Annotated in this window: 20 protein-coding genes and 1 tRNA gene; 9 read left to right on the plus strand and 12 right to left on the minus strand. The window is 61.3% G+C overall.

Annotation, left to right across the window (positions count from 1 at the left end; genetic code table 11):
- Positions 1-3 precede the first annotated feature (3 nt).
- Positions 4-630 carry a J domain-containing protein gene (locus C0V73_RS15585; protein ID WP_102020931.1) on the minus strand — a complete coding sequence of 209 codons (627 nt, stop codon included), beginning with the start codon at positions 628-630 and terminating at the stop codon, positions 4-6.
- 102 nt (positions 631-732) lie between these two features.
- Between C0V73_RS15585 and C0V73_RS15590 the strand changes: the two genes are divergently transcribed.
- Positions 733-1,014 carry a BolA family transcriptional regulator gene (locus C0V73_RS15590; RefSeq protein WP_102020932.1) on the plus strand — a complete coding sequence of 94 codons (282 nt, stop codon included), beginning with the start codon at positions 733-735 and terminating at the stop codon, positions 1,012-1,014.
- 12 nt (positions 1,015-1,026) lie between these two features.
- On the opposite strand, the gene C0V73_RS15595 is transcribed toward C0V73_RS15590, so the two are convergent.
- From C0V73_RS15595 to C0V73_RS15605, 3 genes are read right to left on the minus strand one after another with little or no spacing between them, the layout of a single operon-like run.
- Positions 1,027-2,331 (minus strand): HlyC/CorC family transporter, encoded by a 1,305-nt coding sequence (locus C0V73_RS15595; RefSeq protein ID WP_102021248.1) that lies wholly within the window; start codon positions 2,329-2,331, stop codon positions 1,027-1,029.
- 2 nt (positions 2,332-2,333) lie between these two features.
- Entirely contained in the window at positions 2,334-3,458 is a 1,125-nt protein-coding gene (gene aroB, locus C0V73_RS15600) for a 3-dehydroquinate synthase (RefSeq protein WP_102020933.1), read from the minus strand.
- Positions 3,455-4,045 carry a shikimate kinase gene (locus C0V73_RS15605; protein WP_102020934.1) on the minus strand — a complete coding sequence of 197 codons (591 nt, stop codon included), beginning with the start codon at positions 4,043-4,045 and terminating at the stop codon, positions 3,455-3,457. The genes aroB and C0V73_RS15605 overlap by 4 nt, the downstream gene beginning before the upstream one ends.
- Positions 4,046-4,189: 144 nt before the next feature.
- Between C0V73_RS15605 and C0V73_RS23120 the strand changes: the two genes are divergently transcribed.
- The 5 genes from C0V73_RS23120 (at position 4,190) to C0V73_RS15625 (ending at position 8,008) form a co-directional block, all read left to right on the plus strand.
- Entirely contained in the window at positions 4,190-4,342 is a 153-nt protein-coding gene (locus C0V73_RS23120; RefSeq protein ID WP_172450198.1) for a hypothetical protein, read from the plus strand.
- A gap of 13 nt (positions 4,343-4,355) precedes the next feature.
- Positions 4,356-5,297, plus strand: coding sequence for a site-specific tyrosine recombinase XerD (xerD, locus tag C0V73_RS15610; protein WP_102020935.1), 942 nt, complete (start codon positions 4,356-4,358; stop codon positions 5,295-5,297).
- A gap of 62 nt (positions 5,298-5,359) precedes the next feature.
- Positions 5,360-6,313 (plus strand): acetyl-CoA carboxylase carboxyltransferase subunit alpha, encoded by a 954-nt coding sequence (locus C0V73_RS15615; RefSeq protein ID WP_054149889.1) that lies wholly within the window; start codon positions 5,360-5,362, stop codon positions 6,311-6,313.
- A 182-nt stretch (positions 6,314-6,495) separates the two neighbouring features.
- Positions 6,496-7,743: a murein L,D-transpeptidase family protein gene (locus C0V73_RS15620; RefSeq protein ID WP_102020936.1), complete on the plus strand. Its 1,248-nt coding sequence runs from the start codon at positions 6,496-6,498 to the stop codon at positions 7,741-7,743.
- Positions 7,744-7,747: 4 nt separating this feature from the next.
- Positions 7,748-8,008, plus strand: a complete 261-nt coding sequence (locus C0V73_RS15625) for a sulfurtransferase TusA family protein (protein ID WP_102020937.1) — start codon at positions 7,748-7,750, stop codon at positions 8,006-8,008.
- On the opposite strand, the gene C0V73_RS15630 is transcribed toward C0V73_RS15625, so the two are convergent.
- Both C0V73_RS15630 and C0V73_RS15635 read right to left on the minus strand, forming a co-directional pair.
- Positions 8,005-9,153 (minus strand): GTP-binding protein, encoded by a 1,149-nt coding sequence (locus tag C0V73_RS15630; protein ID WP_102020938.1) that lies wholly within the window; start codon positions 9,151-9,153, stop codon positions 8,005-8,007. The two genes, C0V73_RS15625 and C0V73_RS15630, sit on opposite strands and share 4 nt — an antisense overlap.
- A gap of 8 nt (positions 9,154-9,161) precedes the next feature.
- Positions 9,162-10,253, minus strand: coding sequence for a serine hydrolase (locus tag C0V73_RS15635; RefSeq protein WP_102021249.1), 1,092 nt, complete (start codon positions 10,251-10,253; stop codon positions 9,162-9,164).
- Between the two features lie 189 nt (positions 10,254-10,442).
- Here C0V73_RS15635 and C0V73_RS15640 point away from each other — a divergent pair, with 189 nt between their 5' ends.
- Positions 10,443-11,606 (plus strand): M20 aminoacylase family protein, encoded by a 1,164-nt coding sequence (locus C0V73_RS15640; protein WP_102020939.1) that lies wholly within the window; start codon positions 10,443-10,445, stop codon positions 11,604-11,606.
- A 66-nt stretch (positions 11,607-11,672) separates the two neighbouring features.
- A tRNA-Arg gene (locus tag C0V73_RS15645) sits at positions 11,673-11,749 on the plus strand.
- A gap of 70 nt (positions 11,750-11,819) precedes the next feature.
- Here C0V73_RS15645 and C0V73_RS15650 read toward each other — a convergent pair.
- A complete protein-coding gene (locus tag C0V73_RS15650) occupies positions 11,820-13,031 on the minus strand; it encodes an integrase (RefSeq protein ID WP_102020940.1) in 1,212 nt (403 codons plus the stop codon).
- Positions 13,032-13,413: 382 nt separating this feature from the next.
- Between C0V73_RS15650 and C0V73_RS15660 the strand changes: the two genes are divergently transcribed.
- Positions 13,414-13,929, plus strand: coding sequence for a hypothetical protein (locus C0V73_RS15660; protein ID WP_102020942.1), 516 nt, complete (start codon positions 13,414-13,416; stop codon positions 13,927-13,929).
- A gap of 244 nt (positions 13,930-14,173) precedes the next feature.
- On the opposite strand, the gene C0V73_RS23315 is transcribed toward C0V73_RS15660, so the two are convergent.
- The 5 genes from C0V73_RS23315 to C0V73_RS23400 form a co-directional block, all read right to left on the minus strand.
- The gene (locus C0V73_RS23315) at positions 14,174-14,356 is read right to left on the minus strand and encodes a hypothetical protein (RefSeq protein ID WP_245407994.1); all 183 of its coding nucleotides are present in this window, start codon (positions 14,354-14,356) and stop codon (positions 14,174-14,176) included.
- Positions 14,323-14,937, minus strand: coding sequence for a hypothetical protein (locus C0V73_RS23320; protein WP_245407995.1), 615 nt, complete (start codon positions 14,935-14,937; stop codon positions 14,323-14,325). Before C0V73_RS23320 ends, C0V73_RS23315 begins: the two co-directional genes overlap by 34 nt.
- 72 nt (positions 14,938-15,009) lie before the next feature.
- The gene (locus tag C0V73_RS23325) at positions 15,010-15,261 is read right to left on the minus strand and encodes an AAA family ATPase (protein ID WP_245407996.1); all 252 of its coding nucleotides are present in this window, start codon (positions 15,259-15,261) and stop codon (positions 15,010-15,012) included.
- On the minus strand, positions 15,261-15,758 hold the full coding sequence (locus tag C0V73_RS15675) for a PD-(D/E)XK nuclease-like domain-containing protein (RefSeq protein WP_245407997.1): 498 nt from the start codon (positions 15,756-15,758) through the stop codon (positions 15,261-15,263). Before C0V73_RS15675 ends, C0V73_RS23325 begins: the two co-directional genes overlap by 1 nt.
- Positions 15,759-15,815: 57 nt before the next feature.
- On the minus strand, positions 15,816-15,938 hold the full coding sequence (locus C0V73_RS23400; protein WP_280951010.1) for a hypothetical protein: 123 nt from the start codon (positions 15,936-15,938) through the stop codon (positions 15,816-15,818).
- Between the last annotated feature and the right edge of the window lie 33 nt (positions 15,939-15,971).

The raw sequence follows: 15,971 nt of genomic DNA on the forward strand, positions 1-15,971 counted from the left end.
GGACTAACAGAAACCGGCCTGCTTTAACAATTTGTAGGCTTCAATGACAGCGCGAAAACGCTCTTCAGAAGCCCTGTCTCCGCCATTTGCGTCAGGATGGTGTTTTTTTACAAGATCCTTGTAGCGGGTCTTGATGTCGGTCGGCGTGGAGCTGACGTTAAGCCCAAGCGTATCAAGGGCTTTTGCCTCGAGAGTCTTGAGTTTTCGATCCGCCGCCTGATAGCGCGACGCACCGCCGCGTCCCTGCTGGACGAAGCCGAACGGGTCCTTCATGCGCGCCTGTGACGCAGCCGAACCGGAGCGCATGGTGGAGTGAAGCGGGCTTGCTTTCGCCGCCTTGTTGACGCCGACGGTCCAGGTGGGACGATGACCGGTGATCGCCTCCTTCTGGTAGCGCGCGATCTCGGTGTCCGAGAGGCCGGAGAAGTAGTTGTAGCCCTTGTTGTAATCCTTCACGTGCTCGAAGCAGAACAGGAAGAACTGGCCTTCGGCATGGCGGCCCACAGGTGCGCGATGAGCACCCGGCTTGTCGCAGCCGTCCCATTGGCACACTGGATTGGATGGCTCGGGCTCGGCCTCCCGCTTTCGCCGGGTCCGGATCCGATCGAAGTATTTCGAGTCGAGTTTCATGCCGTAATTATGGGGCGTAGGCTGGAGGCGGACAAGAATTGACAAACCGGTTTGTTACGCGCTTTGTGGGGCGTTTTGCGAAGCAGCAGGAAGAGGCAGACCATGTCGGTAAAGAGCCGGATCGAGACCCGTCTCACGGAGGCTTTCAGCCCCGAACGCCTCGTCGTGTTAGACGAGAGCCACCACCATGCCGGCCACCAGCCTGATATCACCGGCACCGGCGAGACCCATATGCGTGTGCGGATCGTCGCGGCTGCCTTTGAGGGCATGACACGGCTCGCCCGCCACAGGGCCGTCACCGATCTGCTGAAGCCCGAGCTGGACGCCGGCCTGCATGCGCTCGCCATCGAGCCCGCCGCCCCGGGCGAGCCCACACGCTGGTAAACTCGGATACGATCATTCCGCCGGTTCGGCGGCGTCGATCGGGCGGATGCGCAGGCGCGTGATACGGTTCTTCTCACGCTTCAACACGATGAAGCGCTTGCCGTAGAAGGTGAAAGCCTGGCGCTCCTCGGGGATCGATTTCGACTCGTGGATGACGAGACCGGCAATCGTGGTCGCCTCTTCGTCCGGCAGCAGCCAGTCCATGGCGCGGTTGAGATCGCGGATCGGCACGCCGCCGTCGACGACGATCGAGCCGTCGCTGTCCTGGCGAACGCCCTGGATCTCCAGATCGTGTTCGTCCGAGATGTCCCCGACGATCTCTTCCAGAATGTCTTCCAGCGTCACCACGCCCTGCACCTCGCCATACTCGTCAACGACGACGGCAAAATGGGTCTTGCGGCGCAGGAAGGCGTTGAGCTGGTCCTTGAGGTTGGTGGTGTCAGGCACGAACCAGGGCTTCTGCGCGATCTTGACGATATCGAGATCCTGCGGCTCGACATTCGGCTCGGCCAGCGCCCGGATCAGATCCTTGGCATGGATGACACCGATGATGTTGTCGGTCGCGCCACGCCAGACCGGCATGCGCGTATAGGGGCTTTCGAGAATATTGCGGATCGCGACCTCCGGCGGCTCGTCGGCATTGACGGCGCGCATGGCGGTGCGGTGGATCATGATATCGGAGACTTCAAGCTCGCCGAGATCGAGAACACCGCCGAGACGGTCGCGGTCGGCCTTCACGACGGACCCTTCACGATGCAGGAGCGCCACAGCACCGCGCAGTTCCTCATGCGCTGAAAGCATCGACGCCTCGCCGGAAATCGAAACACCGAACAGGCCGAGCAACTTGCGCACGATCCAGTTGACCAGGCTGGAGAGCGGACCGACAACCGCCACGTAGGGGCGCACGAGCGGCGCCACAAACAGTGCAAACCGCTCTGGTGTCGAGATCGCCCAGCTCTTCGGCAGAACTTCCGAGAAGATGACGAGCAGGACCGTCATCAAAAGCGTGGCGATGGCAACGCCTGAATCTCCGAACAGGCCAAGGAAGAGGCTGGTCGTCAAGGACGAGGCGAGAATGTTGACCAGGTTATTACCGATCAGCAGGGCACCGATCAGCCTGTCACGCCGCTCGATCAGGAAATTGACCACGCCCGCGCGCAAATCGCCATTCACCTCAAGGCTATGCATGCGCGCACGAGACGTTGCCGTAAGCGCCGTCTCAGACCCGGAGAAGAAGGCAGAGGCACAGATCAAGAGCAGGATGGCGACCAGGGTCAGCCAGTATTCGCCGAGACTGGCAAGGATTTGCTCGATCATCATCATGGACGCATCTCCTCGATAAAACGCTGGACTTCGGAGGCGGGCACGTCGTCGGCGACAAAGGATTGGCCGAGACCGCGGGTGAGGATGAAGGTGAGCTTGCCGCTTTTCACCTTCTTGTCCTGGGCGATGGCATCCATCAGCACTTCCGTCGGCGGCAGTTCGCCGGGGATCTGGTCCATGCGAGTGGGCAGGCCGACGGCCTTCAGATGCGCTTCGACACGATCCGCAAGATCCGGGCTTGCAAGGTTCATGCGGGCAGAGAAGCGATGGGCGAGCACCATGCCGATCGACACGCCCTCACCATGCACCAGACGGCTGCTGTCATACTGGGTTGCGGCTTCGAGCGCGTGTCCGAAGGTGTGGCCGAGATTGAGCAGCGCGCGGCGACCGTTTTCACGCTCGTCGGCAGCCACCACATCGGCCTTGGCCTGACAGGAAACGGCAATCGCCTCGATGCGCGCCGCACCGCCGGCAAACACATCGCGCCAGTTGTTCTCCAGCCATTCGAAGAAATCAGGCTTGTCGATCAGGCCATATTTCGCAACTTCGGCATACCCGGCGCGAAATTCGCGCTCCGACAGCGTGTCGAGCACATCGGTATCGGCGAGCACGAGATCGGGCTGGTTGAAGATACCGACGAGGTTCTTGCCCTGGCGAGCATTGATGCCGGTCTTGCCGCCAACCGAGCTGTCGACCTGGGACAAAAGCGAGGTCGGGATCTGCACGAAGCGCACGCCACGGCGCACGATGCCGGCGGCAAAGCCGGTGAGATCGCCGATGACGCCGCCGCCAAGCGCAATCACCGTATCGTTGCGCTCGATGCGCGCTTCGAGCAGGACGTCGCAGACCTTGGTAAGATAGTCGAAGCTTTTGGTCTTCTCGCCGGCCGGAAGGGTCACTGAGACTGCCTCGATGCCATCGGTCTGCAGGCTGTCCATCAACCCGTCGAGATAACGCGCGCCGACATTTTCGTCCGTGACGATGGCGGCACGGCGACCCTTGATGCGGCTCGTGATCTCGCCGCCGGCACGCGCCATGAGGCCGGGTCCGATCAGGATATCATAGGAGCGCTCGCCCAGCGGCACATGCACCAGGCGTTCCGATGTCTCGAGCTTCGTCATTGCGTCTTGTCCTTGCCGAAATGTTCGATCACCGAGGTCAGGACCTCATTGGCGATGACTTCCTTGCGCACGTCGCGCGATTGGACGGTGATGTCGGCGAGCCCGTAGATGGGATAACGCTTGTCCATCAGGTCCTGAAGTGTCTGCTTCGGGTTCTCTGTCTTCAGAAGCGGCCGATGATCCCGCTTGTTGACACGTTCCCAGAGCACGTCGAGGTCGGCACTGAGCCAGACCGAAACACCGCCCCGCTCGATCTGCTTGCGGGTCTTTTCGTTGATGAAGGCCCCGCCGCCGGTGGAGACGACGCGTGGCCCGGTTCTGAGCAGGCGCTTGATCACGCGGGTTTCGAGCGCCCGGAACTCCTCCTCGCCGTAAGCAGCAAAGAGTTCGGAAATCGACATGCGCGAGACCCGCTCGATCTCGGTATCGGTGTCGATGAAAGGCAGCCCGAGTTGCTGGGCAACGATGCGGCCGATCGCCGACTTGCCAGCGCCCATCAGGCCGACGAGAACGAGATTGCGTTTGCCGAGCGCCGCCTTGGCGCGCTCACCCAGACTGGGAGCAAGGTTGAGGATCGTATCGGTCATCGGCCTGTTCACGACTGTTTCATGACCTATTGACATATAGGAGGCTAGCGTCAAGCCATGGCTGCAATTCCAAGGGACCTGTCCCGGCCTTGGTAAACGCCATGCTTGAACCTATGTGTTGTGACGACAGGTTAAGGACCGACCATGCCCACACTGTTTCGCTTCCTCTTCGTCTGCGGGACCATCGTCGGCCTGGTCTATGTGACCATGTGGTCGTTTGCGGTCTTCGTTGAGCCACGAGAGCGGGACGTCACCGTGCGCATTCCCTCGGAGCGGATCAATCCGGTCGAGCAGTAGCAGGAACCACTTCATGTCGGATCTCAGCAGCGCGCGCGTCGAAGCCTTCCTGGAAATGCTGAGCGCAGAGCGCGGGGCAGCCGAAAACACGCTCATCTCCTATCAGCGCGATCTCGACGATCTCTCGGACTTCCTGTCGGGCCGCAAGGTGAGCCTGGGTGCTGCAACACGCGACGACCTCACAGCCTACCTTTCCGACCTCGCCCGGCGCGGCTTCCAGCCGACCTCCCAGGCAAGGCGCCTGTCGGCCATGCGGCAGTTCTACAAGTTTCTGTATGCGGAGGGCCTGCGCGGCGACGATCCGACATCGATCCTCGATGCGCCGAAGAAATCTAGGCCCCTGCCCAAGGTGCTCTCGGTCGAGGATGTGACGGGGCTGCTGTCGCTTGCCGAAGCGGAGGCGAACCTCGAGGGACCGGATCAGCCCACGAAGATCCGCAGGCAGGCACTGCTCGAACTTCTCTATGCAACCGGCATGCGTGTGAGCGAACTTGTCTCGCTTCCGGTAAAGGTGCTGACCCAGGAAGGCCGGTTCCTTCTGGTGCGCGGCAAGGGCAACAAGGAACGGCTGGTGCCGCTGTCACGCACAGCCATCGAGGCACTCGCCCGATACGGTAAAATCCGGGGGGCTGACCCGGCACAGGCAGACAGTCCCTTCCTCTTTCCCGCAGCGAGCAAGGAGGGCTACGTGCCCCGCCAGGTCTTCGCCCGTGAACTCAAGGATCTGGCGACCCGGGCCGGTTTGTCGGCCAATGCGGTCTCTCCGCACGTGCTCAGACACGCCTTCGCAAGCCACCTTCTCGGCAATGGTGCGGACCTGCGCGCCGTGCAGGAACTGCTCGGCCACAGCGACATTTCAACGACACAAATCTATACGCATGTGCTCGATGAACGCCTGCAGCAACTGGTGCATACGCATCACCCCCTTGCAAAACAGGCCAAAAACCCCGATTAGGACCGGCAAAGCCGGTTCCTGAGGGCAGCGAGCGCCAGGAACGAACGATCGGAACGGAGTTCATGCACAACTATCTCGACTTCGAAAAGCCAATCTCCGACCTCGAGGCCAAGATCCGCGAACTGAAGAAGATCGCGGAAGAGGACGAGAGCATCGACACGTCTGAAGAGATCAGCCGGCTGGAAAGCCGCGTCGACGAGGCGATGGTGGAGATCTATTCGAAGCTCAACGCCTGGCAGAAGACGCAGGTCGCGCGCCATCCGCAGCGTCCGCATTTCGTCGACTATGCCGAAGCGCTGTTCACCGAATTCACGCCGCTGGCCGGCGACCGCAAGTTTGCCGAGGACGCTGCCATCCAGGCCGGCCTCGCCCGCTTCCGCGGCCAGCCGGTCGCCGTGATCGGCCAGGAAAAGGGCAACGACACCAAGTCGCGCATCAAGCACAACTTCGGCAGCCCGCGTCCCGAAGGCTACCGCAAGGCGATCCGCGTTATGGAGATGGCCGACCGCTTCGGCCTGCCAGTCATCACCCTGATCGACACGGCAGGCGCCTACCCGGGCGTTGGCGCGGAAGAGCGCGGCCAGGCGGAAGCGATTGCCCGCTCCACCGAGATGTGCCTCGGCCTCAAGGTTCCGATGGTCTCCGTCGTTATCGGCGAAGGTGGCTCGGGCGGCGCGATTGCTATTGCGACCGGCAACCGCGTCTACATGCTGGAACACGCGATCTATTCGGTCATCTCGCCGGAAGGTGCGGCCTCGATCCTCTGGCGCGACTCGACCCGCGCCAAGGAAGCTGCGACCAACATGAAGATCACGGCGGAAGACCTGAAGGGTCTTGGCATCATCGACGCCATCATTCCGGAGCCTGTCGGCGGCGCGCATCGCGCACCGGACCGGGTGATCGGCATGACCGGTGACGTGATTGCCAGTGCGCTTGCCGAACTGACCCCGCTGCCGGGCGACAAGCTGCGCGCCGACCGCCGCCAGAAATTCCTCGATATCGGCCGCAATCTCTGAGGTTTCGCTTCAGGGCTGCGACCATCCGCCATCACTCCGCCGCTTTGCAGGACTAGCGCCGGAAGACCGATGGCGAAATCGGTGGCGATTGGTTTATAATTTGTGAAGAAAGCAGTTCTAAACTACGCATGAAAAGGCTCGTTTCGAGCCGCAACATGTGTTCCTGGAAAGAGCGTTCGCGCATGCGCTTGACATCGACGGCCCTGGTTCTGTTATTCACCGCCGCCCTGGCTGGCTGCAACGATACGTTGGAGAGCGCGGCCTATGATACGCCGCGGGTCTCCAACAAGGTCGAGCAGCCTCTGCCTGCTCGCCTGATTGCCGAAATCCAGAAGAAGGGCATGGATCGCAACTCGCCGATCATGCTCCGTATCTTCAAGGAAGAGGGCAAGCTCGAGGTCTGGAAGGCAAAGACCAACAACCGCTTCGACAAGGTCGTGGAATACGACATCTGTGCCTGGTCGGGCCGGCTAGGCCCGAAGGTGAAGGAAGGCGACCGCCAGGCGCCGGAAGGCTTCTATCCGCTGACGCCTTACCACCTGAACCCGAATTCCAAGTATTTCCTCGCCATCAATACCGGCTTCCCGAACCAGTTCGACCGCGCAAACGGCCGCACCGGCACGCATCTGATGATCCATGGCGCCTGCTCGTCTTCGGGCTGCTATTCCATGACCGATGCCCAGATGCTGGAAATCTATGCCTTCGCGCGTGACGCCTTCAAGGGCGGCCAGCAGGCAGTTCAGCTGCAGGCCTTCCCGTTCCGCATGACGGCCGAAAACATGGCGCGCCACCGCCACAGTCCACACTATGATTTCTGGAAAACGCTGAAGGTCGGCTACGACCACTTCGAAGTGACCAAGCGTCCCCCGGAGGTCAATGTCTGCGAGAAGAAGTATGTCTTCAACCAGACGGCTCCAGCCGGATCGAGCTTCAATCCGCAGGGCGCCTGCCCGCCGATCAGCACGCCTCCGGCCCTGTCCGTCGCGCTCAACGGCTACAACGAGGCCTATGATGCAGCCTATGCCAAGGCGCTGAAGAAATACGACGGCAAGATCTGGTACGATCCGACCGAAGCCGAGCGCAAGGCGCTGGTGGCGGACCTTCGCAAGTCGCGCTCGCATGATCTTGCTTTCGCACCGACGGGTTCTGCCCTAAAGGCCGGCAAGCTGCTCGACATCGACGATGTCCCTCCTGCCATGTCGACACCCGCCAATGGGACCGCTGCCGTCAACCAGATGGCGACCAACCCGAACGGCGATCCGCAGGCCCAGGCCGCACAGACCGCGCCGACCACCACTGCCGCCGCGGCAGCGGCTCCGGGAACAACCGTCATCCCCGTCCCGCAGCCGAACCCGCTCGCCCCTGCACCGCAGACGGCACAGGCGACTCCCGAAGTAGCACCTAAGAAGCCCTTCTGGAAGCTCTGGTAAGAGCATGCCCGAGGCGCCGACATACGATCTGAGGGGGCTGAAATGCCCCCTTCCCGTTTTGAAGACGCGCCGCCGCATGGCCGACTTGAAGCCCGGTGACGAACTCATCGTGGAGACCAGCGATCCTCTCGCCGGCATCGACATTCCGCATTTCTGCAATGAAGACGGCCACCACTTGCTGGCGCAGGAACGGCTGGAGGGCGGCAACCGCTTTCATATCCGCAAGGGCGAGACCGAGACCGAGACCTCGGCCGAGACTGGCTAGAACTTGAAGCCTGGAATGGACAGCGGATTGTCCATCATCGCGGCGCGGTCCGGCCGGTCGATCGCAAGCTTGCCGGTGAATGCGCCGAACAGGTCGCGCACATAGCTCTCCGACAGATCCCTGGTGATCAGCACCAGCCGCGTCTTGCGGTTCGACCCTTCTGGCCAGGCCGGCAGGCGCACCGGCGGATGGAAGATCGACTGCACGCCATGCAGCACCAGCGGCTTGTCGGGCCGGTCGGTGAGCGCCACGATCGCCTTCATCCGGAGCAGCTTTTCGCCATGCGTGGAGCGCAGGAGATCGATGAACATGTTGATCGCCATCGGATCGATCGGCTCGTCATGCAGGATCGCATAAGAGCGGATCGAGGCACCGTGACGGTTCACGTCGTGCGCATGGTGATGGTGATCGTGGCCATGGCCGTGATGATGGTCGTGACCATGGTGGTGGTCGTGGTGATGATGATCGTCCGCCGCCATCTCGTCCTTCAGCCAGCGATCGACATCGGCGATCTTGCTTGCAGGATCGTAGAGACCGTTGATCAGCATGGCAGCCGAGCCGGCGTCCGCAGCGTCACCATCGGTGATCGGCGCGCGCGGATTGAGCGACCGCAGCCGCTGGGTGAGCGCAGATATCGTCGCCTCGTCGGCGAGCGTCTTCTTGGTGAGGATCAGCCGGTCAGCCACCGCCACCTGCTTATAGGCTTCCGGATAGGCATCGATGGTCGAAAGACCATTGACCGCATCGACGACCGTCACGACGCCATCGAGATCGAAATGCTGGGCGACGGCGGGGTGACCCATGACCGACTGCATGACCGGTGCGGGATCGGCAAGCCCGGTCGTCTCGATGACGATGCGGGACAACGGCTTGATCCTGCCCGTCTGCATGCCATCGATCAGCTCTGCCAACGTGTCGACCAGCTCACCGCGCACCGTGCAGCAGAGGCAGCCATCGGAGAGCTCGACCACGGCATCGTTGGAGGCTTCGACCAGGAGATGATCGATCCCGACTTCACCGAATTCGTTGATGATGACGGCCGCATCCTTCATCGCCGGATCCTTGAGGAGGCGGTTGAGGAGCGTCGATTTGCCCGCACCGAGGAAGCCGGTGAGGATGGAAACGGGGATGCGGGTCTGGGTCATGGATCAGCTCAGAAGGTGGGACGCGGCTTGGGGATCGGCACATTGGCGATCTCGCCCGTGCCCGCCCCCTTCTTGGTCTCGACCGGTTCGCTGCCCGGGATCAGACCGGCGAAGCTCATGGCCGGTGGGCGACCCATCTCGCGGATATAGGGCGAGAGCAGCTTCATCCGCCCGGCCTCGTCGCGGCCTTCGCTGCGCACCTTTCGCGCCTGGGGGTTGCAGATCTGGGCGCTGATGTCGGTCACCTGATCCAGCCCCTCACCATAGGGTGCGAGCTGCTCCAGCCGATTGCCGGCGACCGTTGTCGTCAGCCCCTTCTGCAGGAGTTCGGCGGACAGGTCTGCGCGCGCGCCGAGACTGTCGGCGCCGAGCACGACGGAGATCACCGTGCGGCCGTTGCGGGTGGCAGAAGACACCTGATTGAAGCCGGAAGCGCAGACATAACCCGTCTTCATGCCATCGGCGCCCGGGAAGCGGCCCACCAGCAGATTGAAGTTCGGATAGTCCTTCTTGCCCGTCGTTACCCCTTCGAGCGCGAAGTAGCCGGCATATTCAGGGAATTCGCGCCGGATGGTTGCCGCCAGAAGCGCCATGTCGCGGGCCGTCGTATACTGCCCCTTGCCCGGCAGTCCGTTGGGATTGACGAAACGCGTGGAGGTCATGCCGAGACGCTGCGCCTCCTGGTTCATCCGCTGAACGAAGGCACCCTCGCTACCGCTCACGGTTTCCCCGATCGCCACGGCCACGTCATTGGCAGACTTGATGATCAGGAGCTTCAACGCGCTGTCGAGCGTGAGCTTAGAGCCCGGCTTGAAATACATCTTGCTGGCCGGCTGGTCTGCGGCATGCTTGCTCATGACGACGACTGTTTCGGGCGAAAGCTCGCCAGTCCGCATCGAGCGGAAGGTCGTGTAGGCGGTCATCAGCTTGGTGAGCGACGCCGGATACCATTTACGGAAAGCTTCCTGATGCGCGATTACGCGGCCGCTGCCGACATCGACGACCATCATCGGATTGGCGGCAGCCAAACCCGGCAGAACCATTGCCACCAGCGAGACGGCGACCGCCAGTCGGCGGAAGGATCCGGTTGAAGACAACATGCGGGGACGTTTCGCAAACACGACTTCGATCCTCTTGTTCGGCTGGGCCTTCGTCAACACGTGACGAGATCTTATGTAGGGAAGGAATGGCAAAGCCCATTGAATACGTCAATTGAAAGGCGCACATTCGTGTCCGACAATCGCGTGATGCGAGTTGTGCGTGACCAGGACTGAACCCAGGACGAGAGAATGCCTCTTCTGAACCGAGCCTCCGAACTCCAAACGGAGGCCACTGAATGGCGCCGCCATCTTCATGCCAATCCGGAAATCCTCTACGACGTTGAAAACACGGCAGCCTTCGTGGAAGGAAAGCTGCGCGAATTCGGCGTAGACGAAGTCGTGACCGGCCTTGGCCGCACCGGCGTGGTGGGCATCATCAAGGGATCGGGCGGCGAAGGCCGCACCATCGGGCTGCGCGCCGACATGGATGCGCTGCCGCTCGACGAAATCACCGGTAAGCCCTGGGCTTCGACCATTGCAGGACGCATGCATGCCTGCGGCCATGACGGGCACACCGCCATGTTGCTGGGTGCGGCCAAATACCTCGCAGAGACCCGCAATTTTTCAGGCTCCGTGGCCGTCGTCTTCCAGCCGGCTGAAGAAGGTGGGCGTGGCGCACTGGCCATGGTCGAAGACGGCATGATGGATCGCTTCGGCATCGCGGAGATCTACGGCATGCACAACATGCCTGGAAAGCCCGTGGGGACCTTCGCCATCCGCAAGGGTGGCATCATGGCAGCTCCCGACAAGTTTCAACTCAAGCTGACCGGCCTCGGTGGCCATGCGGCCGAACCGCACAACACCGCCGACACGATCGTCATCGGTGCGCAGATCGTTGGCGCCCTTCAGACGATTGCCGCGCGCAACGCCAATCCGCTGCGCTCGGTCGTGGTCTCCGTCACCCAGTTTCATGCCGGCACGACCCACAACATCATTCCCGAAGAGGCCTTCATCTCCGGCACGGTGCGCTCGCTGGACGAAGGCGTGCGCGATCTGGCCGAGCGCCGGATCGGCGAGATCGCGACCGGCATTGCGGCGGCGCATGGCGCAACCATCGAATACGAATACGAGCGCGCCTGCCCCGTGACTGTCAATCATCCCGCTGAGACCGACTTTGCCGCACGCGCAGCGATCGACGTGGTGGGTGCTGACAATGTCGACACCGAGGTCGATCCGAGCATGGCCGGCGAGGATTTCGCCTTCATGCTCCAGTCGCGACCGGGCGCCTATATCATGATCGGCAATGGCGAGACGGCCGGCCTTCACAATCCGGCTTACGACTTCAACGACGAGGCGATCGCGGCTGGCATTTCCTATTGGGTGCGGCTGGCCGAACAGCGTCTGCCGCGCTGAGCACGGCATTTTCACCACGCGAAACCGCTTGGCTTGAAGCCTGTGCTTTTGTATGGAGGAGGAAGTGGTCCCGTAGCTCAGCAGGATAGAGCATCAGATTCCTAATCTGAGGGTCACGCGTTCGAATCGCGTCGGGATCACCATCAAATTCAATCTGATATCCTGTCATGCTGGATGCCAACGTTCCTACGCGTTCCTACAGGCGTTCCCGGCTCATGTTTCCTGAGTGTTCTTGGCGGTTCGGTGAGCCTGCCGGAACTGGGCGACGGTCCTCGTTTTTTCGAGGGTCTTTCGGTTGTAACGCTGTGTCGTTGCCGAGTTCTGATGGTTCGCGTGATGCCTCAGATGTTCGAGATCAGCACCAGCATCAGAGCCTTCAGTTATGCCACCGGCGCGGCTGTCGCGGTTCCAGACCGACTTCGGAACGCCCGCCTCATCAGCACACATCCGCCACTGGTCAGAGAAGTATCGCTGCCGGTATGGCAGGCCGGTCGCCTCTGACTTGATCATCGGGCCGATGCGCTCCTCCGGTGGGATCATGTCGATGATGCTGCGAAGGAACGGGTACTGCATGGTGTCATGCTCGGCCGTGACGCCTTCCACCTTGCTGGTCGGCTTCGTCAGAATGCCGTCAGCGCTGAGGTGAGCCCACAGCAGACCATCCCGCCACCGCTGGCCGCGATCGACGATCCCGCCGTCTCTTGCGTCATCCATCTTCTCCCACCGTCCGATGACGTCGATCTGTCGGAGCGTGTGCTCGAACTGCAGCGCCTGGGCAAGTGCGATCAAGGTGAGGCCCTTCGAGAGAGCAACCTGACAGACGGCCTGTGCCTGCTCGAACGTGATCTGTTCCGTGCGCCCGCGGGGAACGTGGAAACGCATCTCCTCAAGCACTGTCTTGAGCCTGAAGCAGTCGGTGATATTGGCCACGATTCCGAAGCCGACGACGATGCGCAGGAGCTGCATGCACTGATAGGCGCGGCGGGTACGTTCTTCGCCGTCTTCGGCTGCCGGTTCCTTGAAATGATCGTACCAGGCGCGGATATCGAGGCCGGTGACACGGGAGAGCCGGCGCATGCCGCAATCCTCCTCAAGCAGTGACAGGCTGAAATTGTACATCGCCCGGGTGTTGCTCTTCACCTCGAAATAGCCGGAGCCTTTCGTCTGCTGGTACATGCGGATCAGGCTTCTCGGGGTGCTGTCATACTGCGCCGGGGCGCCGATGCCCTTCTGGGCGAGCCATTGCTTCTGCTCGGATGTGAGGACTTGGCAACGCTGGGTCACCTCCTCGATGTCGCCGTGAACTCTCACAGTCTTCTGCGGGTAGTCCTTGGCGTGGCGGGAAACAGCGGATGCCACCCAGTAATAGGCGGTGCTGCCGTCCTGCTTTGGCCTCTTTTTCAGGCCGATTTTTTCCGTCTCCATGGTTCTTCCTCATCAAGGCCGGGATTGGCCTGCGGCGATGATGATGCGAGTCCGTACCGGCGATCAAGGAAAGCCTGACACGCGGGCCAGTATCGGCGATCGGCGAACAGCGCATCTGGGCGGGGGAAGCCTTCCTTCAGGAGGGCGAGAAGCGCGGTCGCGAACTGGTCCTCATCGAGGCCAAGTCGCTTTGCGATCTCGCCGTCTGTGAGGAACAGCGTGTGTCTCATAAGGAGGCAAGCTCCGAAGTCTGAAATGCTAGCAATGCGTTGGCAGATGAGGCTATGTTGCACTCAACCTGTGGATGCTCGTCGTCCCGAACTATGTCTATAGGGGGGCGCTCGCGAGAGCTTAGGAGGAAGATGTTTTTTGAGGGCGCAGAATGAAAAGCGACAACCCGTTTTTGGTCGCAACCCTTTCGTTTCTCACATTCGGAATGGTCATGTTGCTGGTTTTCAATTGGCAGCACATTCCTGATGAATGGCAGTCCTACATCTGCAAAGCCGAGGACTGCGCGCTGCAGCAGTGGCTCTCTTCGCTTGCTGGCTGGTTCGGCGGATTCCTCGCTGCGATGGGCGCCTTGGTGGTTTACTGGCAGCTCAGGGAGCAACGAAGGCAGACGGAGTTCCTGATCGGCGATGGTGAGCCGAGTATGGACATGGTCTCCGTTGCCACAGACGGGCTTTCCGGGTGTTTCCGTGTAGTGAACTGGAACCGTCCGCTGATCGTGCTGAGCGCCGTTCGATTTACCCCGAACCCTGGCGTTCAGCCGAATTTCCTGTATTCGATCCCTAACGATTTTGATGGGAGAACGGGCGATCCCCCTACCGTCTTCAAACAAAGTTTGCGGATCAGGCCAGACGGGAACATTTTGATAAAGCCGGCGCTCGCAGGATAGGAAGATCGGTCCAAACCGCCCGAAGCTGCAGTTTTGGTATTGGGCTTTCCCAAAGACATTGAGCCTGAAATGTTCGGCACAGACACAAAAGCGATGATCACTGTAAGTTTCGAATGTTTTGCCCCCGGAGACCATGGTCTCAGCGGAACGATTTCTGTCAGAACTATTCGCGGGAATCTCTTCCCCCGCACACAGGCAATGCACGATGATTTTGTCGAGCAGGAGCAGTGATCGACCGACTGCGTCACTCATTGATGAATCCCTCCGCGTACTCAGCGGCGGCGTCGGCATCCAGCTCGCCACGTAGGCGGGCGTTGTGGACGCCGAGGATCTTCTTCGCGGTCTCGATGCTTTCCGCGCCGATGTGAGACTTGAAGCAATTGTGCGCGTCCTTCAGGCCGTCGAGATCAATCTCACCGGCAAGCACCTTGTGATACTCGCACAGCATTTCGCGATCGTGGGCGGGGCCGACTTTTGGGTGGAGGGGTGAGAGTCGGCCCCCTGCTCGTCATGCCCGGGAGGAGGAGTAGCAGGACGAGATTGAGTGGTGGTGGATTCGCCGCGAGCCCACGCGCGCAGCTTCCGGCCGCATTCGGCGGTGACACGCTGACCCGGCGGGAAGAACGGCAGATGCTGGCTCTGGATCTTGCCGTGCACAGCCTGGCCATTCTCGATGAGCGGGACGCCGGGATTATCAGGTGTCACCGTGAAGCTCATCGTCATTTCATACATGAACCTCTTCTCGCAGATCGGCACCCAGCCGGCGGACTCGATCGCCGTCTTCTCGCGGTTCGATCGCTCGTTGAAGACCTTCACGAACTTAATCTTCTCCTCTGCGCGCAGGCAGAAGATGATGTAAGCGCGGACCTGGCGCAGCGGCGACATCAGACGCGTCTTGTGGCGGGTTTTCGGCACCTTCCACGCGGGAGCATTGAACTTGTCGATCTCCCAGCCTTCGAGGCTGGCGTAGGGCTTCCAGGCAAGCCGGGACACCTCGTCATCGTGCATCTCCTGCAGTCCGCCGACGCCCTCGTATTCGTCCGAGGTGCTGTCGATGATGATGACCTTCGCCCCTGCCCGCTACGCCTTCTGGATTGCCTCGATGTAGGCCTCAGGCGTGAACGGTGGCCGCATGTCCATGTGCTTGAACTTGAACTGGTCGGCATAGTGCAGCATGCGCTTCGCCTCGGTATCGATGGCATAGATCGGCTCGCCTTGGGCAAGGCCGGTTGCCATCGTAAGGGCGGAGAACGTCTTGCCTGATCCGGATGCGCCTGCGATGGCGATGAGCAAGCTGGTGTCGTCGCGAGTTGCGTCGGTGAATTCGGTCATCAGCATGGCCCCGCTATCTGGATTGGCTTGTAGGGACGAGTTTCGTAGAGAGGCATCGGATCGTGCCCGAGGCCCTGGAGGCGCGGATCCTCGATCTCGCGCGACGTCCAGCGGGTGTCGACGTAGACGGGCATTTCCGCCTCGACGATGTCGCCGGGGTAACCGGGCCAATCGTTCTCGGCCATGCACTTCCGCCACAGCAGGAAGGCAGCGCTCACCATCTTCTCGGCGATGACGCGGCCGGCGTTGTCGACGCGGGCCACGGTGATCTCGAATGGTGCCTGCTGCTCCTGCAGGATGAAGAGGAAGTCGAGGCGCAGTTCGTGGAGATCGATGCCAGGCAGCAGGTGCCGGACGCCGCGCCGATAGAAGGCATCCTGGAAATGGTAGTTGTTGTTGTAGATCGCGCGGGCCACGGACTGCGGCTCGACGCTCAATTCGGTGGTCTTGTAGTCGAGGATGGTGATCTGCCGTCCGGCGATGTTCAGCCGATCCATGCGCTGGCGGGCCCAACGGTCGCCGCAACGGTCTTTTTAGACAGCTGTCACCTCGTTTTAGGCCACGGCCTCACCCAGTTCGACGATCGAGCGGATGGCGCCATGCTCGCTGGTGGCGAGCTTCCCCCTCGCCTTCTCGATCATTTCCTGAACCGTCTCGCGCAGTGCACGAAGAGGCACACATTTTCGCGGCTCGTACCCTGAAGGACTCTG

Origin of the sequence: Rhizobium sp. TH135 (genome assembly GCF_002855515.1) — a bacterium.
Taxonomy (GTDB): domain Bacteria; phylum Pseudomonadota; class Alphaproteobacteria; order Rhizobiales; family Rhizobiaceae; genus Allorhizobium.

Excerpts from the sequence above, each read along its gene's own strand:
- C0V73_RS15585 (WP_102020931.1), bottom strand. The coding sequence starts at position 630 with ATGAAACTCGACTCGAAATACTTCGATCGGATCCGGACCCGGCGAAAG.
- C0V73_RS15590 (WP_102020932.1), top strand. The coding sequence starts at position 733 with ATGTCGGTAAAGAGCCGGATCGAGACCCGTCTCACGGAGGCTTTCAGC.
- C0V73_RS15595 (WP_102021248.1), bottom strand. The coding sequence starts at position 2,331 with ATGATCGAGCAAATCCTTGCCAGTCTCGGCGAATACTGGCTGACCCTG.
- aroB (WP_102020933.1), bottom strand. The coding sequence starts at position 3,458 with ATGACGAAGCTCGAGACATCGGAACGCCTGGTGCATGTGCCGCTGGGC.
- C0V73_RS15605 (WP_102020934.1), bottom strand. The coding sequence starts at position 4,045 with ATGACCGATACGATCCTCAACCTTGCTCCCAGTCTGGGTGAGCGCGCC.
- C0V73_RS23120 (WP_172450198.1), top strand. The coding sequence starts at position 4,190 with ATGCCCACACTGTTTCGCTTCCTCTTCGTCTGCGGGACCATCGTCGGC.
- xerD (WP_102020935.1), top strand. The coding sequence starts at position 4,356 with ATGTCGGATCTCAGCAGCGCGCGCGTCGAAGCCTTCCTGGAAATGCTG.
- C0V73_RS15615 (WP_054149889.1), top strand. The coding sequence starts at position 5,360 with ATGCACAACTATCTCGACTTCGAAAAGCCAATCTCCGACCTCGAGGCC.
- C0V73_RS15620 (WP_102020936.1), top strand. The coding sequence starts at position 6,496 with ATGCGCTTGACATCGACGGCCCTGGTTCTGTTATTCACCGCCGCCCTG.
- C0V73_RS15625 (WP_102020937.1), top strand. The coding sequence starts at position 7,748 with ATGCCCGAGGCGCCGACATACGATCTGAGGGGGCTGAAATGCCCCCTT.
- C0V73_RS15630 (WP_102020938.1), bottom strand. The coding sequence starts at position 9,153 with ATGACCCAGACCCGCATCCCCGTTTCCATCCTCACCGGCTTCCTCGGT.
- C0V73_RS15635 (WP_102021249.1), bottom strand. The coding sequence starts at position 10,253 with ATGTTGTCTTCAACCGGATCCTTCCGCCGACTGGCGGTCGCCGTCTCG.
- C0V73_RS15640 (WP_102020939.1), top strand. The coding sequence starts at position 10,443 with ATGCCTCTTCTGAACCGAGCCTCCGAACTCCAAACGGAGGCCACTGAA.
- C0V73_RS15650 (WP_102020940.1), bottom strand. The coding sequence starts at position 13,031 with ATGGAGACGGAAAAAATCGGCCTGAAAAAGAGGCCAAAGCAGGACGGC.
- C0V73_RS15660 (WP_102020942.1), top strand. The coding sequence starts at position 13,414 with ATGAAAAGCGACAACCCGTTTTTGGTCGCAACCCTTTCGTTTCTCACA.
- C0V73_RS23320 (WP_245407995.1), bottom strand. The coding sequence starts at position 14,937 with ATGCACGATGACGAGGTGTCCCGGCTTGCCTGGAAGCCCTACGCCAGC.
- C0V73_RS23325 (WP_245407996.1), bottom strand. The coding sequence starts at position 15,261 with ATGACCGAATTCACCGACGCAACTCGCGACGACACCAGCTTGCTCATC.
- C0V73_RS15675 (WP_245407997.1), bottom strand. The coding sequence starts at position 15,758 with ATGGATCGGCTGAACATCGCCGGACGGCAGATCACCATCCTCGACTAC.